This is a genomic window from Photobacterium sp. DNB22_13_2 (assembly GCF_052873915.1).
In genome coordinates this window covers 61,037-77,285 of the sequence record NZ_JBNNXU010000003.1, presented here as the reverse complement: position 1 = coordinate 77,285, position 16,249 = coordinate 61,037, and the positions used below count along the sequence as shown (strand labels likewise).

Here is a 16,249-nt window from a genome sequence, read left to right as displayed (position 1 = left end):
TCCTTCTCCCCTGCAATGGTTGCGAAGGCTAAGGAATACTATGGATGAAAACAACCTGGATTAAAAATCCTCTGGCTATCTTTACTGCCAATCAGCAAGATAATCATACTGGCCAAAATATTAAAGGCGGTATTGTTATAGAAGGTAACCGTATTCTCGAAACCGTTGTCCTCGGTGAACGCCCTTCCGTCCCCATTGATATCACAGTCGATGCCAGTCAGCATGTCGTGACACCGGGACTCATCAATGCCCACCACCACTTCTACCAAACCCTGACCCGTGCCTATCCCAGTGCACTCAACAAGGAGCTGTTCCATTGGCTTAAAAGCCTTTATCCCGTCTGGGCCGGGCTTGATGAAGAGATGATGCAGGTAGCGACAGAGTTGGCTTTGGTCGAGATGATGATGTCTGGCTGTACGACAGCGTCTGATCATCATTATTTACTCCCGAATGGGCTTGAGCATGCTATCGATATTCAGGTTGAAGCCGCCCAGCAGCTCGGGATCCGAGCGATCTTAACCCGTGGTTCAATGAGCTTGGGGGAAGATCAAGGTGGCCTACCGCCACAACATACGATCCAAAATGAAGATGCGATTATTGAAGATAGCCTAAGATTGATCCGTCAATACCATCAAGCGGAAGAAGGCGCCATGATACAAATTGCGCTGGCACCGTGTTCGCCTTTCTCTGTCACTACCGAGCTAATGAAAGAGACAGCTCGAATAGCCCGCCTGCATGGCGTTATGTTGCATACTCACCTATGCGAAACTAAAGATGAAGAGCAATTCTGTCTCGACAGTTTTGGTTATCGTCCGGTGGATTATCTAGACGAAGTCGGTTGGTTGCATGAGCGAACCTGGCTTGCCCATGGTATCCATTTCAATGATGAGGAAGTGCGCCGATTGGGGCAGGCGCAAGTCGGGATATGTCATTGTCCAACCTCGAATATGATGTTGGCATCGGGTATTTGCCGCAACAAAGAGCTTGAAGCGGCGGGAGCCAAAATAGGGCTCGGTGTTGATGGTTCGGCCTCCAATGATGGCTCGAATATGATAGCCGAGGTACGAATGGCGATGTATTTACAGCGTTTGCGTTATGGCTCGGCGGAAGTGACCCATTTCGATGCGTTGCGCTGGGCAACAGCAGGCTCTGCAGCCGCAATGGGGCGCAGTGATATTGGTACGCTGCAAGCAGGAATGCAGGCGGATATCGCGATGTTCAAACTGGATGATATCCGCTTTTCAGGGAGTCATGATCCATTGGCCGCTCTATTGCTATGTGGAGCTCAGCAGGCCGATAAGGTGATGGTGGCTGGTCAGTGGCGGGTACTTGATGGCAGAGTTCAAGGTGTTGACCTTGATGACTTGATGGCTAGACATTCTGCTGCGGCCCAACGGTTAGCAGTAAAAGCTGGCTAGTTGTTTATTGTCTGAATAAGAAAAATTGAAATGAAAAGGCTGAATCTTTGAATAAAAGATCCAGCCTTTTTAATGTCGAGTTCTATTTAGTAAAAACTACAGCGATGAGGTGTTAAACCCAGCACCTTTCCAGGCAAATATGCCGCCTGGGTAACGGTAGACATTGGTGTAACCCAGCTTCACCGCCCAAGCTGCTGCATTATGGCTGCGACCACATTTCACAAAACCGCAGTAGAAAACCAAGGTTTTAGCTTTGTCTTCGCCTAGTAACTGAGTAAATTCCTCTACGGTTTGCTGATTGGTTAATGCAGGATCCCATTTGGGCATATCCGGGATCGGGAATTCGAATTGTTTGGCGCTAGGGATATGCTCTTTTTTGTAGCTGTCTTTGAAGGGCATGGCATCGACGATCATGACATTGGTATTTTGTTCAATGAGTGTTTTCAGTCCATTGGTATCAATAAGCTGGTAGCCACCGGCAAGCGTATCGTTATGGAGTTTGATCGCAACCTGCTCGGTTTCTACTTCTGCTTTGAACTTACCGCCAAACAGTGCAGCGTTAGCGCTAAAGGGTAGGACTAACAATGCACTGGCGATAATGAACAGGTTGAGCCAAAAGCTGCGCCCAGCTCGCCGGAAAGAAAGAGCGTGCAGAGAAGCCTTGTTCTTGATCATGATCGTATCCTTATCAAAGACTACTTTCACTACGTCACACGTTTAATAAATCAAACTGCTGGTGTAACAGAGCGGTGAGTCGTTAAGTTGTTGAAGTAATAGAGTGCTGCAGAAACGAGAAGTACTAGCAGCATGATGAGAAATTGTGGCTCAAGGGTACTGTAGACATCTGATTGCACCGTACCCGGTAGGTAGCAGCCGCAATCAAAGTGCAAGCCTTGGTACAGAGCGAGTCCAGACAGTGCAATATGTAAGCCAAAGCCAGCAACGACAGGGAATAATGTGGTAATACCCAAGTAGGCGGTGAGTGCACTGATGCCAAGGGCGAGAGGTATAGCAAAAGCGATAGGTTCGACGTACATAGCTGGCACGATACCGGTGTCGGTTAGCAGCAACCCAGTATGTTCAGGTAAGAAAAAGCCTTTTACCGTCAGCGCTGCTGCGCACATCAATACAAAGGAGGTGACAAAGTGATGTAAATAGCCTGTCGTTTTCATAATTAGATCTCTTCCTGTCGTATAACCCAGCACCTGTTTGAGGTTGTAAACCCAATCAGATCTGGGTAAAAATGTCTGGCCTGAATCCATCAAGCCAGACTGCAAGTGGCCCTAGCCCTTAACTCATTCTGCTTTGCTCCAGGTGTAACATGGCTTCCAATACACTGCCGGCAATTGCCCGTGCTTTATCCGATACGGTGGTGTAATCCGCTTCAGGGCCTCGTGGGTCAATATCACCAATCTTGAAGCCTTCGCGAACGGTAAGACCGTTGTTCAAAAGCCCGCGCATCATACCGGTAAGTGGTGCCACTACCGGGCTGTCACCGATATGGGCAATGACATCACCCTCTTCAACCAGATCACCGAGTTTGACGTGGTTATGCATGACGCCGGCGCATGGCGAGCGAAGTACTCTCTGGTGGGTGTAACCGGCAATATTGCCGGGAACACCGGTATTAGGTTGGGTTGACCCTTGATAAATTACCCGGCCCAAATGGTGGCCACGGTTGGTTTCAATCACCGCATCACAATCCTTGCCAGCGGTAAAACCTGGGCCAAGGGCGATGGTAATAGGGGCCATGTCTTTTTGGGTGCCGACGTTGTGTTTGGCGAGGATGGCATCGACCAAGAAAGTCGGCTTGAGGGTATCAGCCGAGCTGCAGTCTTCATCAACCACGACCGGAATTTGGTTACGGTCGATGATGTCGAACACTTCGTCTTTGTTGTTGGCTTTACAGGCTGTGATCCCTTCGACTTGCACCGGTTCGCCATAGAGACATTGGCCAAATGATACGGTGCAGCGGATCATGGTTGGCTTGGCGATATCGGTCATCACCACTTTGTAGCCAGCATTGAACAACCTGACAGCGACACCGGTCGAGATATCTCCGGCCCCGCGAAGCAAAACCAGCTTGTTACGGTTAAGGCGGGTATCGTCTTTCATCTGGCCGCCAACCGATTCATGTTTCACCTTGAGGATTTCAGCCATGATGCTGATAGCAATCTCTTCCGGGGTTTCGGCACCGATATTGAAGCCGATAGGGGAGTGGATATTCTTGATCCGGGTCTCATCGACACCGCTTTGGCGCAGGTGGGTAAACAGTGTCTGTACTTTACGCCGACTGGCCATCAGGCCGGTATAGCGAGTTTCGCAATCCACTACCTTGGAAATGGCATCCTGATCTTGGTGGTTAGTCGCGATGACAATATAGCTGTCTTTATTAATATCCAGCTGCTCGATGGCCCCTTCCATGGTATCGCCCAGTAAACGCTTGGTACCGATCGGGAAATGCTCCTCGGCGAGGCTGTCGGCGTAGGCATCAGCGACCGAAATATCAAAACCCAGCACATGGGCTGCTTGGGCGACGGCACGGTTGACGTGCCCGGCACCGATGAGAATTAAACTAGGGCGAAGGCCGTAGACATCGATAAACACCGTCATGGCGCCACCGCAGTCCATGTCCATAGCATCAGGGCCATTGCGGGTCATACGCCCTTTTACAACACGGGGTTTTCTTTCTCTCAGTGCTTCCAAGGCTTGTTCGATCACATAGCGCTCAATCATCCCACCGCCAACGGTGCCGATGATTGTGCCATCGGCCTTGACGATCATTTGGCCTGAATGGCGCGGCGCGGAGCCGCGAGTTTCTATAATATTGGCAAGAGCGAATGGAACGTTGTCTTGTTCTAATTGGGCTGCCTTGGCAAAGATGTTCATTTTCAATGACCTCTGTACTGACGAAGTCAGGTAGCAATCGCTACTTGTTCCTTCAAAATTACTTTTTTGATTGGTGTTTCCGCCTGCATTTCCGCTAGCCACACAGCATCGAGTTGAGGGCTGTTAACCAACACCTCTTGTGCAATCTGGCTTATCACTTGGGTATTATTTGCCTTATCTATTTTGTTTATCAGCCAGATTTTTTTTGCTGTTTTGGGGGTCGACTTAAAGAGACCCAACGGATGAGAAATCAGCGGTTGTAACACTTGGGCGTCAATCACATCACCTGATTGGCATTGAGTCAGGGCTGAAAAATCCTGCCATCGATGTATGTGTTCAGGGATCGCCCTACGGTTAATTGCTTCTGCGCCGGTGACACCAATCACCATATCCGAGTAACTTGGAATGCAAGGCTCATGCCCGTGTGGGGCTTTTATTGGTAATGAGCGCGAGCCATCGCCTTCAATAATAAAAACTGTGAAGGGGAAATCATTTTTAAGCTTTTTAATCTCTTTTTCAGATAAGCCTAATACCTTTAATTGGTCGGGTTTTAATAAGTCGGCAAATAAAGATTTGTAACAAAAAGTGATAGCTGGATCAGAAAAATTAAAATCATCTTGTGCTAAAGACTTATTAGGTTCTTTTACTTTTTTTCCATTTTCTTTTTCATTACAGTACATCGCATCTAACGGAAGTATATAATCCGTTTGATGGGCATCGGGTAAATACATCTTAGTTGTGGTTGTTAGGCAGACAGCATGCCCCCATTGTTTGAAGATTCTGGCTAGCCAGAAAGCGGCAGATGTCTTTCCTCCGCCACCGACGAGGGTAATAAATATTGGCTTTTTTTGCGCGGTCAAATGACGTTGATATAACTCCGATAAGATAAATTGGTCTGGAGTTTGCTCTATTAATCGTGCGTGAGTGTTATATACCATACGACCGCCATGAATTTCAGTTAAGGAGTAGATTAAGTGATTGATAAATCGATACGTCCCGAACGTTTAGACTGCGTTATGCCTGCAGCAGGCTTATCATCTAGGATGGGGGACTGGAAGCTCATGCTACCTTACCAACAGTACACAATCCTTGATGCAAGTATCGAAAATGCGCTCTCGTTTTGTCGCCGTGTTATTTTGGTTGTGGGATACCGGGGCGCGGAACTTATTGAAAAATATAAATTTGATCCGCGAGTAAAAATTGTGGTTAACGGTGATTATCAAGAAGGTATGTTTGGTTCTATTCAGCAGGGAGTAAAGCATGTTGAAAGTGAGTATTTCTTTATTACTCATGGTGATATGCCTTGTGTCCCGCCACATATATTTCGCGATGTGTGGTTCAACAGAGGGGGATGTACGGTATTCCCTGGTACCTCTGTACGCCCCGGTCATCCGGTATTGATCCCTAGTCGCTTAAAGAACATGGTTATCAATGCAGATATTCACTCGTCGATGAAGAGGATTATATTTCGCTATCCTGTTAAATATTTAGGTCTTAACTGCGACGAAATATATTTAGATGTCGATACGCCACAAGCGTACGATGAATTGTGTGCAGCGTCACATTAGTGCTATCAACTTGATAGTTGAGAGAGGTGTTATTATCAATCTGATATAGTAAGTGTGTTTATCTCACAGTTTATTTTTATTTTTTCTAAGATGTTTATTTTCTTATGGCAGTTAAAATCTATCATTATAGCTGATATCAAACTGATAGCTTTTTATTAATATGATAGATAATTATTTCTAATCAATAATCATCCTCATTTGTGAGGAATTAATCCTTGCTGTTTTATTAATTTAATTGAATTTATTTATTGGTTATCCGTCACAAAATGTAGCTAACTTTCGACTTTGCTCACGAATTTAATTAATAAAATCGCTTGTTTGGCAGGGTCTGAAAAGTTTGGCTCAGTAGTTGCTCCATAGCCAATAACTATTTTTCACATTATTAGCCCTACACATTGCGCAAATAAATGTGCCAAGAAGAACAAGAATAGCATCAAGGAGATCCATCATGGGAGACATCATGCGCCCCGTCCCGTTCGGTGAGCTACTTAACCGGATGTTTAGTGAATACAAGCAAAGTAAGTCTATCTTTGGTATTCCAGAAAAGCAGTTCTACCGTAAAGCGATCGACTCGTCTTTGTCGGTATGGGGAGAGAATTGTGAAACCCCTGTCGGCCCAGCGGCTGGACCACATACCCAACTTGCCCAGAATATTATTACATCATGGTTGGCCGGTGGCCGCTTCATGGAGCTGAAGACCGTCCAGAAGCTCGATCAGCTTGAGATTGCCAAGCCATGTATTGATGCTGAAGATGAGTGTTTCAACACTGAATGGTCAACAGAATTTACGCTGATCAAAGCTTATGACGAATATTTGAAGGCGTGGATTGCCCTGCACTTATTGGAAGAAGTGTTTGCTCCAAGAGCTGATGGTGAGGCTAAGTCATTTATCTTCAATATGAGTGTTGGCTATGACTTGTCTGGGATCCAGACTCCCCCAATGCAGAAATATATCCACGATATGCTCGACTCTAGCGATCACCCCAATTTTGGTGGTTATATCAGCGAGATGAAAGCCTTCATCCAGCAGCCTGAATTCATTCGTGAGTATCAACTAGAAGAAAGACAAGATCGCTTAAATGCGATGGTCGATGCTATTCCTGCCCAGTTAACCCGTGGCGTTACCCTTTCAACCATGCACGGTTGTCCTCCTCATGAAATTGAAGCGATTTGTCGTTACATGATTGAAGAGAAGGGGATTAATACGTTCGTTAAGCTTAACCCAACGTTATTGGGCTTTGAGCGTGTCCGTGGCATTCTCGACAACGCTGGTTTTGATTATGTCGCACTGAGCGAAGAGTCTTTCAGCCACGATCTACAAATCGACGCGGCTAAAGAGATGCTGCACCGTTTGGTTGACCTAGGTAAAGAGAAAGGCATCGGCTTTGGTGTCAAGCTCACCAATACCCTAGGCACTCTAAATAAAAAAGGTCGCCTGCCTGATAAAGAAATGTACATGTCTGGCCGTGCCTTGTTCCCGCTGTCTATCAATGTGGCGCTAGAACTGTCCCGCGAGTTCAACGGTACTTTGCCAATTTCTTACTCCGGTGGTGCCAGCAAATTTAATATTCGCGAGATCTTCGAAGCGGGTATTCGCCCTATCACTATGGCCACTGATTTGCTTAAGCCTGGTGGTTACCTTCGTCTGTCAGATTGTGCCAAAGAGCTGGAAGGCAGCGACGAGTGGGGCATGGGCAAGGTGGACTTGGTCAAGCTAGAGGCATTAGCAGCAAAATCATTAGATGCTGATTATGTCCAGAAGCAGTGGCGTGGTCCTGAAGAAATCAGTGTTAAGAAAGCGGTACCGCTGACTGACTGCTATGTCGCACCTTGTGTAACCGCATGTCCTATCAGTCAGGATATTCCTGAATATATCCGTTTGATGGGCGAGCATAAGTACACCGAAGCGCTAGAAGTCATCTACGCCCGTAATGCATTACCTTCTATCACCGGCCATATCTGTGATCACCAGTGCCAGTACAACTGTACCCGCCGAGATTATGAAGGTGCGCTGAATATCCGTGAAATGAAGAAAATCGCATTGTCCAAAGGCTGGGATGAGTACAAGGCTAAATGGCATGAGCCAAGCCTAGATACTGCCAAACACCCTGTTGCGGTGATCGGTGCTGGTCCTGCAGGACTTTCTGCCGCTTACTTCATGGCACGTGCGGGTCATCCTGTCACCGTGTTTGAGAAAGAGAAAAATGCCGGTGGGGTGGTGAAGAATATTATCCCTCAGTTCCGTATTCCTGCTGAAGCGATTGAACACGATATCCAGTTCGTGAAAGATCACGGGGTCAATATTGAATACGGTTGTAACCCAGATCTGACGGTGGATGTACTTAAGCAAAGTGGCTTCAAATATGTCTGCTTGGGTATAGGTGCTGATAAGGGCAACCCAATTGCACTGGCTGGTGGTAACACCAATATTTACAAGTCGCTGGAATTCCTACGTAGCTTCAATGATGGCGAACTGCAGCAGTTAGGTAAACATGTGGCCGTTGTGGGTGCCGGTAACACCGCAATGGACAGTGCTCGTGCTGCATTGAAAGTACCGGGTGTTGAGAAGGTGACGATTCTTTATCGCCGTACTATCGCTGAAATGCCTGCCTACAAAGAAGAATATGAAGAAGCAGTGGAAGATGGCGTGCAGTTCATGTTCTTGACCAACCCAGAGCAGTTTGAGGCCAATGGTAAGTTGACCGCACGTGTGATGGAACTTGGTGAGCCAGATGAGAAGGGTCGTCGCCGCCCTGTTGCTACAGACATGACGGTTGAACTTCAGGTTGATGCCTTGATCACTGCGGTTGGTGAGCAGTCTAACTGCGAAGTGCTTTCTCGCATGGGAATCCCTATGGGTGAAGACGGCTGGCCAGTTGTAGACAGAGATAGCTGTGAAACAGAGGTTGAAAATGTGTTCTTGATGGGTGATGCCCATACAGGCCCATCATCAATCGTGTCGGCAATCTCAGGCGGCCGTAAAGCGGCAACAGCTATCTTGGCCCGTGAAGTACAGGCCGATGAACAACTTGAAGCTAAATCTGATGTTCAGGTTGAAGCGGTATACGCTCGTAAAGGTGATATCCAGGTTAAGTTGATTGCAGCAAACCAGCTGGAAGAAGCGGACCGTGAGGAATTCATCGATCAAGAAGCAAAACGCTGTTTGGAGTGTTCGTACATCTGTAGCAAGTGTGTCGATGTCTGTCCGAACCGCGCCAATATTTCGCTGCCAATTCCAGGCTTCCGTGACCAGTTCCAGACATTACACCTAGATGCATACTGTAATGAATGTGGTAACTGTGCTCAGTTCTGCCCATGGGACAGCAAGCCGTACAAAGACAAGTTCACGCTATTCAACTTGCGTGAAGATTTCACCAACAGCACCAATGCCGGATTCTTCGTTGATGGTGAAGAAGTGTTGGTTCGCAGTTACAGTGAGATTTATTCCTTCCGTATTAATGAGCAGGGCAATGTGGACATGCCAGAATCGCTAGCTGATGAAGCAACGATTATCAATTATGTCATAGCTAACCACAGCTACCTGCTAGGCAAAGTAGACGTATAGTGAGGAGCCAGGGAATGTTAGTACTCAGAAACGCAACAGCGGTGCAGTTTGAGCCTGCACTGATCAAAGAAGGCGTCGATATTGTTATTGATGGCGATAAAATCAAGGAAGTTGGGGCCAATTTGGCCGCCAACTACCCTGGTGCCGTAGTCAAGGATATGAACGGCAAACTGGTTATGCCGGGTATTGTCTGCTCCCACAATCACTTCTACTCGGGATTGGCGCGCGGGATCATGGCGGATATCAAGCCAAGCCCTGACTTCATTTCGATACTGAAGAACCTGTGGTGGCGAATGGACCGGGCATTGGATGAAGAAGCTGTGTACTACAGCGGCTTGATTTGTTCACTGGAAGCGATCAAGTGCGGTTGTTCGGCGGTCATTGATCACCATGCATCGCCAAACTATATCGCGGGCTCTCTGAACACCTTGCGCAAAGGGTTCATGAAGGCGGGCTTGCGTGGCATGACCTGTTTCGAAACGACTGACCGTAACCACGGTATGAAAGAAATGGTGGCCGGCGTTGAAGAAAATATCGCGTTTGCCCAGTTGATTGACAGTGCTAAGGAGAAGGGTGAGGAACCTTACTTGGTTGAAGCCCATATCGGTGCACACGCTCCGTTTACCGTAACCAATGATGGCTTGTCTATGATGGCCGAAGCGGTGCAGGCAACGGGTCGTGGGATCCATGTTCATGTGGCAGAAGATCGTTATGACGTGACCCATAGCCACCACCACTATAGCCAAGACATTGTTGAGCGTTTAGATAGCTTCGGCTTGATCAACGAGAAGACGTTGCTGGCGCATGGTTTGTTCTTATCTGAGAAGGACATTGCCATTCTGAACGGTAAAAACGGTTTCTTGGTCCATAACTCCCGTTCGAATATGAACAATAACGTGGGGTATAACGACAAACTGACACGCTTCCAGAATGTCGCGTTGGGTACTGATGGTATTGGTGCCGACATGTTTGAAGAATTGAAGTTTGCCTTCTTCAAGCATCGTGATGCGGGTGGTCCGTTATGGCCTGATAGTTTCCTACGTCATTTGTGGAACGGTAATGAAATTCTGGCTCGTAACTTCGGCGCGAAATTCGGTCGTCTAGACGCTGGAAACAAAGCCGACTTAACCATCCTTGATTACACCAGTCCGACGCCATTGGTTGCGGACAACCTAGCGGGGCATATTGCCTTTGGTTTTAATGCCGGCAATGTAAACAGCGTGGTGGTTGAAGGTCGCTTTGTTTATGAAGACCGAGCATTCCCGTTCGATGTCGCGCCGATATACGCAGAAGCCCGCAAGGTCGCTATGCGTCTATGGCAAACAATGGATAAGTTAGACTAATGTGAGATCCCGTTATGGATACGGTTAATACGCGCTTTAAGTGGGAGGAAGCCACAGGAGCTGCGAAATATATTGCCGATCGCCATTACGAGGGACTATTAGAAGGGCGGTTTTACCGCTCTTCTTGCCCTCGCGGGCGGATTAAATCGGTAACACTTCCATCCTTGCCTGACGGCTACCATATTTTTGGCGCAGATGATGTCCCTGGACAGAATGTGCTGCCAATTGTCGAAATTGACTGGCCGGCTTTTGCTGATCAAGAGGTGCGGTTTGTCGGTCAGGTGATCTTCTTGGTCGTCGGCCCCGACCCCGATGTCGTCGATTCACTGCTCAATGATATTGACGTTGATTATGAACCACTGGCACCCGCCTACACGATTGAGCAATCCAAGGCGCTGAAAGACGGTGCCATCCATGCAACAGACAATGTTTTGGATACCCATGCGCTGACCAAAGGGGACATCCAAGCCGGCTTTGCTAATGCGGTCACGATCATTGAAGAGACCTGCTCGACCGGTTATCAGGAGCATATCTACCTTGAGACTCAAGGAGCTGTTTGTTATCCACAAGATGGCAAGGTGGTGTTGGAAGGCTCGATGCAGTGCCCTTGGTATGTCCACCATACCATGGCAGTGGTACTGGGCCATGACAATGTCAGGGCCATTCAGTGTCCAACCGGTGGTGGATTCGGCGGTAAGGAAGACTTTCCTGATGTGCTGGCAGCGCCATTAGCCGTCGCGGTCGCGAAGCTGCAACAGCCAATCAGGCTTATCTTCGAGCGCGGGGAGGACATTGCGACCACCTCAAAGCGTCACCCTGTCACTTTTCATTATAAAACCGGTGTTGATGCCGATGGCAACATTGTTGCTATGGATATCAAGTTCGATGTTAATGCCGGTGCCTACCTGAGTTTGTCGGGCATTGTGCTGCAACGCTCCATCACGACCGCAACCAATGTGTATGACATTCCCAATGTCCGGGTAGAAGGCCATGCCTGGGCCACCAATACGGTCCCAACAGGTGCATTCCGAGGCTTTGGTTCGCCACAAAATTGCTTCTGTATGGAAACCCATATTCATCACGTCGCCAAACAGGTCGGTGTTGATCCGCTAGCCTTCAAGCAGCGGCATATGCTGACATCTCATTCTCATTCTCTGACTGGCGCTGAAATATTTGGCGAACTGGTGCTTGATGAGATGCTGCAAAAAGTGCTCGATATGTCGGATTATCAGCGCAAAATTGCTGAATATAGCCAATTAGAAACCAGTAACTCTGAGTGCCACAGCGGTAAAAGCAAAGGTATAGGTTTGGCAATATTCCAGCACGGCTGTGGTTTTGCTGGCGATTTGGAAGACACCTTAGTCAGGGCTAAGGTCAAACTGCTTAAAGAGCCTGACGGTACGGTGCAAATCCTCGCCTCCAATACTGATATTGGCCAAGGTTTGAGTCTGACTTTCCGTAAGATCGTCGCAGATACCCTCAATAAACCGCTGGATCAAGTTCAGGTAGCAGTGCCGGATACCGGTATTGTGCCAGATTCTGGTCCGACAGTGGCATCACGCTCGATCTTGATTGTCGGTTACATCCTCGAAAAAGCAGCGAAAAAATTGAAAAAGTCGTGGATAGACGGAGAACCACAAGAGATAGTCGAAGTGTACTGTAAACCAGATTATCACCAGTGGGATCAAGATACCTATCAAGGCAATGCCTACCAAGCAACCAGTTACGGCGCCAATGTCGTAGAGGTTGAGGTCGATATGGCAACCGGTGAAGCGGATATTACTGGTGCCTGGGCTGTGTATGATATCGGCAAGGCCATCGACGGCACCATATTCAGAGGCCAAATTGAAGGCGGTTTGGTGCAGGCGCTGGGCTATGGCAGCTGTGAAAAATTAGAGCTCACCCAGGATGGCGTCTTTGCCCAGCGTTCAATGGCAGACTATGTGATCCCGACAGCGCTCGATGTACCTGCTATTGGCAGTGATCTCGTCGATAACCCCTACCCATATGGGCCAAATGGTGCAAAAGGGGGCGGCGAATTGACCCATAATGGTGGCGCGGCAGCATTTGCTGCAGCGGTTGAGAATGCCATTGGTATGCCACTTTCGTCGATACCGGTGACGCCTGAAAAAGTGTGCGAGGCGCTTGCTAGTGGTAATACACCTCAGCTAAAGGTGACTCAGCTTAAAGCTAATCAAATCAAAGCAACGGGTTTTGGCAAAGGAGAGCCTATCAATGAAGATTGAATTTTATCTCAATAGCCACCTTGTCGTTGTCGACGTCGAACCGATGCAGTCACTGCTCCATACCTTGCGTGGCGCAATGAGTCATACCGCAACCAAAGAAGGCTGCGGAGAAGGGGAGTGCGGTGCATGCTCTGTGCTGTTCAATGGACGGTTGGTCAATGCTTGCATGATGCCTATCGGCCAAGTTCAGGGCGGCGATGTCATGACCCTTGAAGGCTTACGGGAGACAGAAAAAGGTCAGTGTGTGATCAATGCGTTGCTTGAAGCCAAAGGGGTGCAATGCGGGTTCTGTACACCGGGAATGGTATTGGCGCTCTATGCCTTGCTTGAGGTTGATCCTAACCCCACCGAACATACCATTCGCACTGCTATTTCAGGCAACCTGTGCCGCTGTACAGGCTACGGTATGATTGTCGAAGCGGCTAAGATTGCGGCTCAGAAAGGAGAAGGCTTATGGTAAATATCTATCGACCAGAGTCTTTGGCACAAGCACTCGATACTTTGTCGATGGGCGAGCTAATGCTGTTCTCCGGTGGTACGGACTTGATGGTTCAGCATGGCGTGAGGGCGGGGATGTCGCCAAGGTTTGAACAAGATGTCCTGTTTGTCGATGCCATCGAGGAGCTGCAGTATATTACTGCTTCTGAACATGAGCAGGCCCTGTATATCGGGGCTGGGGTCGTACTGGCTGATATCGAGCAGCACCCTCTGGTGCCATCGGTATTACGCCAAAGCGTTGCTAAAATCGCCGCGCCAGCATTGCGAAATCGTGCCACTTTAGCTGGCAATATTTGCAATGCTTCACCTGCGGCTGACTCTCTGCCTGCCTTGTACTTGCTTGATGCCCGCGCTGTATTGTCATCAATCAGAGGGCAAAGGGAAGTGCGGCTGGAAGATTTCATCTTGGCCCCACGGGTCACTGCCTTGAAGCCGGATGAAATGCTCACCCATATTGTGATCCCACAGCAGGATTTACCCGAAGTGTTCTATCACAAGGTAGGCACACGGGCAGCCAATGCCCTGAGTAAGTTATCGGTCGCTGGTTTGGCGCGTATAAAGCGATACCCGAAGAAAGCACCAGTACTTGAAGATTGGCGAGTGGCATTTGGCGCTGTAGGGCCAACAGTGGTTCGCAGCCGCGAGTTGGAGTCCTTGGTTATCGGCCAGTCACTAGAAACGCTCGCTAAACCGGGTTTTATTGCACAGGTCACCGACTGTTATCGCGAAATTATCCGACCTATAGATGATCAGCGCTCAACGTCAGCTTACCGTCAGCAAGCTTCGCTTAATCTACTCACCCGTTGGCTTGAGCAGCTGTCTCATTGCAACGGTTAACAAATCCCTTCTTGTATATATTTTTAGTTTACCTTTTTGGTTGGGGCCGCTAGGCCCCTTTTTTTGGTTAGGCTCCAAAGTCGTTTTTGCCCCGAAATGTGTTAGAACAGATACGGGCAACATTTCCTCCTGCTCCTCTTTGACTTAATTAATCTAATACATTTAGTATGAAAAAATGTCTATCAATTCGGTAGTGATTCACTTGTCTCAGATGATAGTATGATTTCAGTTGAGTATCTGTTTGAAGGAATTGATGTTGCTTAGTGAAGATAAGATTTTGAACCTCAATCAATCATACGAGTTTAAGGTTTCAGTAGAAGATGAAGATAAAAAGTTCGCTGGTAGGCTTATTCTATCCCCTGAAAAGTGTACTCTGAGGGTAATGGGAGAGCGTGAACCGTCAATGGATTTCTTTTTATCAAAAGAGATAAAGTGTAATTCTTTCAATAGGTACTTTTGGTTATTTGATTTGTCTGAGGTTTACAGGGGGAGTCAGTGTTTAAGAACGACGGTAGATGAAAATATAGGATTCTTTGAGTTTGAATTTGAAATCGGCTTTATTGTCAGTTCAGAAACCTATTATCCTTCAGATTGCGCTGCACTTGGGTTTTCTATCGATTCTACAATGATTGGGAAGTGGGTCGGAATGACCAAAACTCAAAATAACCTTGTAGAGAAGTATCATAAGAAAACACTAAGACCAATGACTGACGATACTACAGAAGTCATACAACCTATTAATGGTTATGGTGCCTTGATTCTTTACTATCATCTTGAGACACATTATAACCCTAAGAGGTTTAGTTCAGGTTTAAACTTTCCACCAAGGCTAAATATTGCTTTCGAATCCTATATACCGCTGAACAAATTAAGTCATGAAATACACAAACTGTATGACCTTATGACTCTTTATGTCGGTTCAGATTTTGATATGGAAACGATTGAGATTAGCACTTCTCAGATAGGCTTCTCAGTGAAAACTAGTGCCTACTACCCTAGAACAAACAGAACTCATGAAATGGATTATCCTGTTTATCCGTTAGGGCATGACTTGCAGTTTAATGACTTACCAATTCCTGCTCTTTCTCTAGATAGTGTTAATCAATATTTCAACCTATCAGAGGGGGATAGAGTTTCGTTTTCTAAGTATCTTAGATACAAAAGAATGAAATCTGACGAAGAAAGATTCTTAGGATATTTCAGGATATTAGAGAGGCTTACCAACAAGAAAGGAACTTATGTTGAACAAGGCTCCCTCGATAACCTGCTTGATAGATCGGAGGGATACCTTCGTAAGAAGTTGAATGGTAAAAAGAAAGATGTAAAGAACTTAATTGGAAGAATCAAAAAAATGAATGGTGCTAAGTACAATACAGATAAATGTATTGGTGATTTTTATGATTGCCTGCCCCCTGAGCTAAAAGATGGTTTATTGTACGACAAACAAGGCATTCAGAAAATTTGTAAACTTAGGAACGATATCACCCATGCTAATGATTATGTAGTCAGCGATAGTGATTTATCTAAGTACTCATCATTTATTGAAGTGTTGTTGTACTTAGCATTGTTGAACAAGATTGGGATTCATCCCGAAGTTAGTTCTTCACTAGCTCATCGCCTTAAAAGATTTCATTTTGTTCAAAAGTTTGATGGTTGAGAACGTTAAAAAGTGTGTTTAAAAATGAGTACATAATTATTGTAGTGGACTAGCGAATCTGGCCACACATTTATAGCTTATTACCATGTTTTGGCATATTAGAAGTTATCTGAAATATCAGTATTCCCCAAACTTCGTAACAAGGAAATGTCCAGCTTCGAGCTAGCGGATAAGGCTAGTCCAGAAGATGGGGAACCTATGTGATGGGAACCAGCCCCAACAAGATTC

The 16,249-nt window shown here is 46.9% G+C and carries 12 protein-coding genes; 8 read left to right on the top strand and 4 right to left on the bottom strand.

Annotation, left to right across the window (positions count from 1 at the left end; translation table 11 throughout):
* The first annotated feature begins 44 nt into the window (after window positions 1-44).
* On the top strand, window positions 45-1,418 hold the full coding sequence (locus ACVA58_RS05865) for an 8-oxoguanine deaminase (protein WP_446509515.1): 1,374 nt from the start codon (window positions 45-47) through the stop codon (window positions 1,416-1,418).
* 96 nt (window positions 1,419-1,514) lie between these two features.
* Here ACVA58_RS05865 and ACVA58_RS05860 read toward each other — a convergent pair whose 3' ends face one another.
* The 4 genes from ACVA58_RS05860 to yqeC form a co-directional block, all read right to left on the bottom strand.
* A complete protein-coding gene (locus ACVA58_RS05860; RefSeq protein ID WP_446509514.1) occupies window positions 1,515-2,093 on the bottom strand; it encodes a rhodanese-like domain-containing protein in 579 nt (192 codons plus the stop codon).
* Between the two features lie 50 nt (window positions 2,094-2,143).
* The gene (locus ACVA58_RS05855; protein WP_446509513.1) at window positions 2,144-2,590 is read right to left on the bottom strand and encodes a MauE/DoxX family redox-associated membrane protein; all 447 of its coding nucleotides are present in this window, start codon (window positions 2,588-2,590) and stop codon (window positions 2,144-2,146) included.
* Between the two features lie 118 nt (window positions 2,591-2,708).
* Window positions 2,709-4,307: a selenium-dependent molybdenum cofactor biosynthesis protein YqeB gene (gene yqeB / locus ACVA58_RS05850; protein WP_446509512.1), complete on the bottom strand. Its 1,599-nt coding sequence runs from the start codon at window positions 4,305-4,307 to the stop codon at window positions 2,709-2,711.
* 26 nt (window positions 4,308-4,333) lie between these two features.
* A complete protein-coding gene (gene yqeC, locus ACVA58_RS05845; protein ID WP_446509511.1) occupies window positions 4,334-5,245 on the bottom strand; it encodes a selenium cofactor biosynthesis protein YqeC in 912 nt (303 codons plus the stop codon).
* 36 nt (window positions 5,246-5,281) lie between these two features.
* Here yqeC and ACVA58_RS05840 point away from each other — a divergent pair, with 36 nt between their 5' ends.
* The 7 genes from ACVA58_RS05840 (at window position 5,282) to ACVA58_RS05810 (ending at window position 16,021) form a co-directional block, all read left to right on the top strand.
* A complete protein-coding gene (locus tag ACVA58_RS05840; protein WP_446509510.1) occupies window positions 5,282-5,875 on the top strand; it encodes an NTP transferase domain-containing protein in 594 nt (197 codons plus the stop codon).
* A gap of 448 nt (window positions 5,876-6,323) precedes the next feature.
* The gene (ygfK, locus tag ACVA58_RS05835; protein WP_446509509.1) at window positions 6,324-9,440 is read left to right on the top strand and encodes a putative selenate reductase subunit YgfK; all 3,117 of its coding nucleotides are present in this window, start codon (window positions 6,324-6,326) and stop codon (window positions 9,438-9,440) included.
* A gap of 14 nt (window positions 9,441-9,454) precedes the next feature.
* Entirely contained in the window at window positions 9,455-10,783 is a 1,329-nt protein-coding gene (gene ssnA / locus ACVA58_RS05830; RefSeq protein ID WP_446509508.1) for a putative aminohydrolase SsnA, read from the top strand.
* Between the two features lie 14 nt (window positions 10,784-10,797).
* Window positions 10,798-13,029, top strand: coding sequence for a xanthine dehydrogenase family protein molybdopterin-binding subunit (locus ACVA58_RS05825; protein WP_446509507.1), 2,232 nt, complete (start codon window positions 10,798-10,800; stop codon window positions 13,027-13,029).
* Window positions 13,019-13,489, top strand: coding sequence for a (2Fe-2S)-binding protein (locus ACVA58_RS05820; RefSeq protein WP_446509506.1), 471 nt, complete (start codon window positions 13,019-13,021; stop codon window positions 13,487-13,489). Before ACVA58_RS05825 ends, ACVA58_RS05820 begins: the two co-directional genes overlap by 11 nt.
* On the top strand, window positions 13,483-14,364 hold the full coding sequence (locus ACVA58_RS05815; RefSeq protein ID WP_446509505.1) for an FAD binding domain-containing protein: 882 nt from the start codon (window positions 13,483-13,485) through the stop codon (window positions 14,362-14,364). Before ACVA58_RS05820 ends, ACVA58_RS05815 begins: the two co-directional genes overlap by 7 nt.
* A gap of 253 nt (window positions 14,365-14,617) precedes the next feature.
* Window positions 14,618-16,021 (top strand): ApeA N-terminal domain 1-containing protein, encoded by a 1,404-nt coding sequence (locus ACVA58_RS05810; protein WP_446509504.1) that lies wholly within the window; start codon window positions 14,618-14,620, stop codon window positions 16,019-16,021.
* The last annotated feature ends 228 nt before the right edge of the window (window positions 16,022-16,249 follow it).

Bases quoted from the DNA above. Each gene is read 5' to 3' on its own strand.
- ACVA58_RS05865 (WP_446509515.1), top strand. From the start codon at position 45: ATGAAAACAACCTGGATTAAAAATCCTCTGGCTATCTTTACTGCCAAT.
- ACVA58_RS05860 (WP_446509514.1), bottom strand. From the start codon at position 2,093: ATGATCAAGAACAAGGCTTCTCTGCACGCTCTTTCTTTCCGGCGAGCT.
- ACVA58_RS05855 (WP_446509513.1), bottom strand. From the start codon at position 2,590: ATGAAAACGACAGGCTATTTACATCACTTTGTCACCTCCTTTGTATTG.
- yqeB (WP_446509512.1), bottom strand. From the start codon at position 4,307: ATGAACATCTTTGCCAAGGCAGCCCAATTAGAACAAGACAACGTTCCA.
- yqeC (WP_446509511.1), bottom strand. From the start codon at position 5,245: ATGGTATATAACACTCACGCACGATTAATAGAGCAAACTCCAGACCAA.
- ygfK (WP_446509509.1), top strand. From the start codon at position 6,324: ATGGGAGACATCATGCGCCCCGTCCCGTTCGGTGAGCTACTTAACCGG.
- ssnA (WP_446509508.1), top strand. From the start codon at position 9,455: ATGTTAGTACTCAGAAACGCAACAGCGGTGCAGTTTGAGCCTGCACTG.
- ACVA58_RS05825 (WP_446509507.1), top strand. From the start codon at position 10,798: ATGGATACGGTTAATACGCGCTTTAAGTGGGAGGAAGCCACAGGAGCT.
- ACVA58_RS05820 (WP_446509506.1), top strand. From the start codon at position 13,019: ATGAAGATTGAATTTTATCTCAATAGCCACCTTGTCGTTGTCGACGTC.
- ACVA58_RS05815 (WP_446509505.1), top strand. From the start codon at position 13,483: ATGGTAAATATCTATCGACCAGAGTCTTTGGCACAAGCACTCGATACT.
- ACVA58_RS05810 (WP_446509504.1), top strand. From the start codon at position 14,618: ATGTTGCTTAGTGAAGATAAGATTTTGAACCTCAATCAATCATACGAG.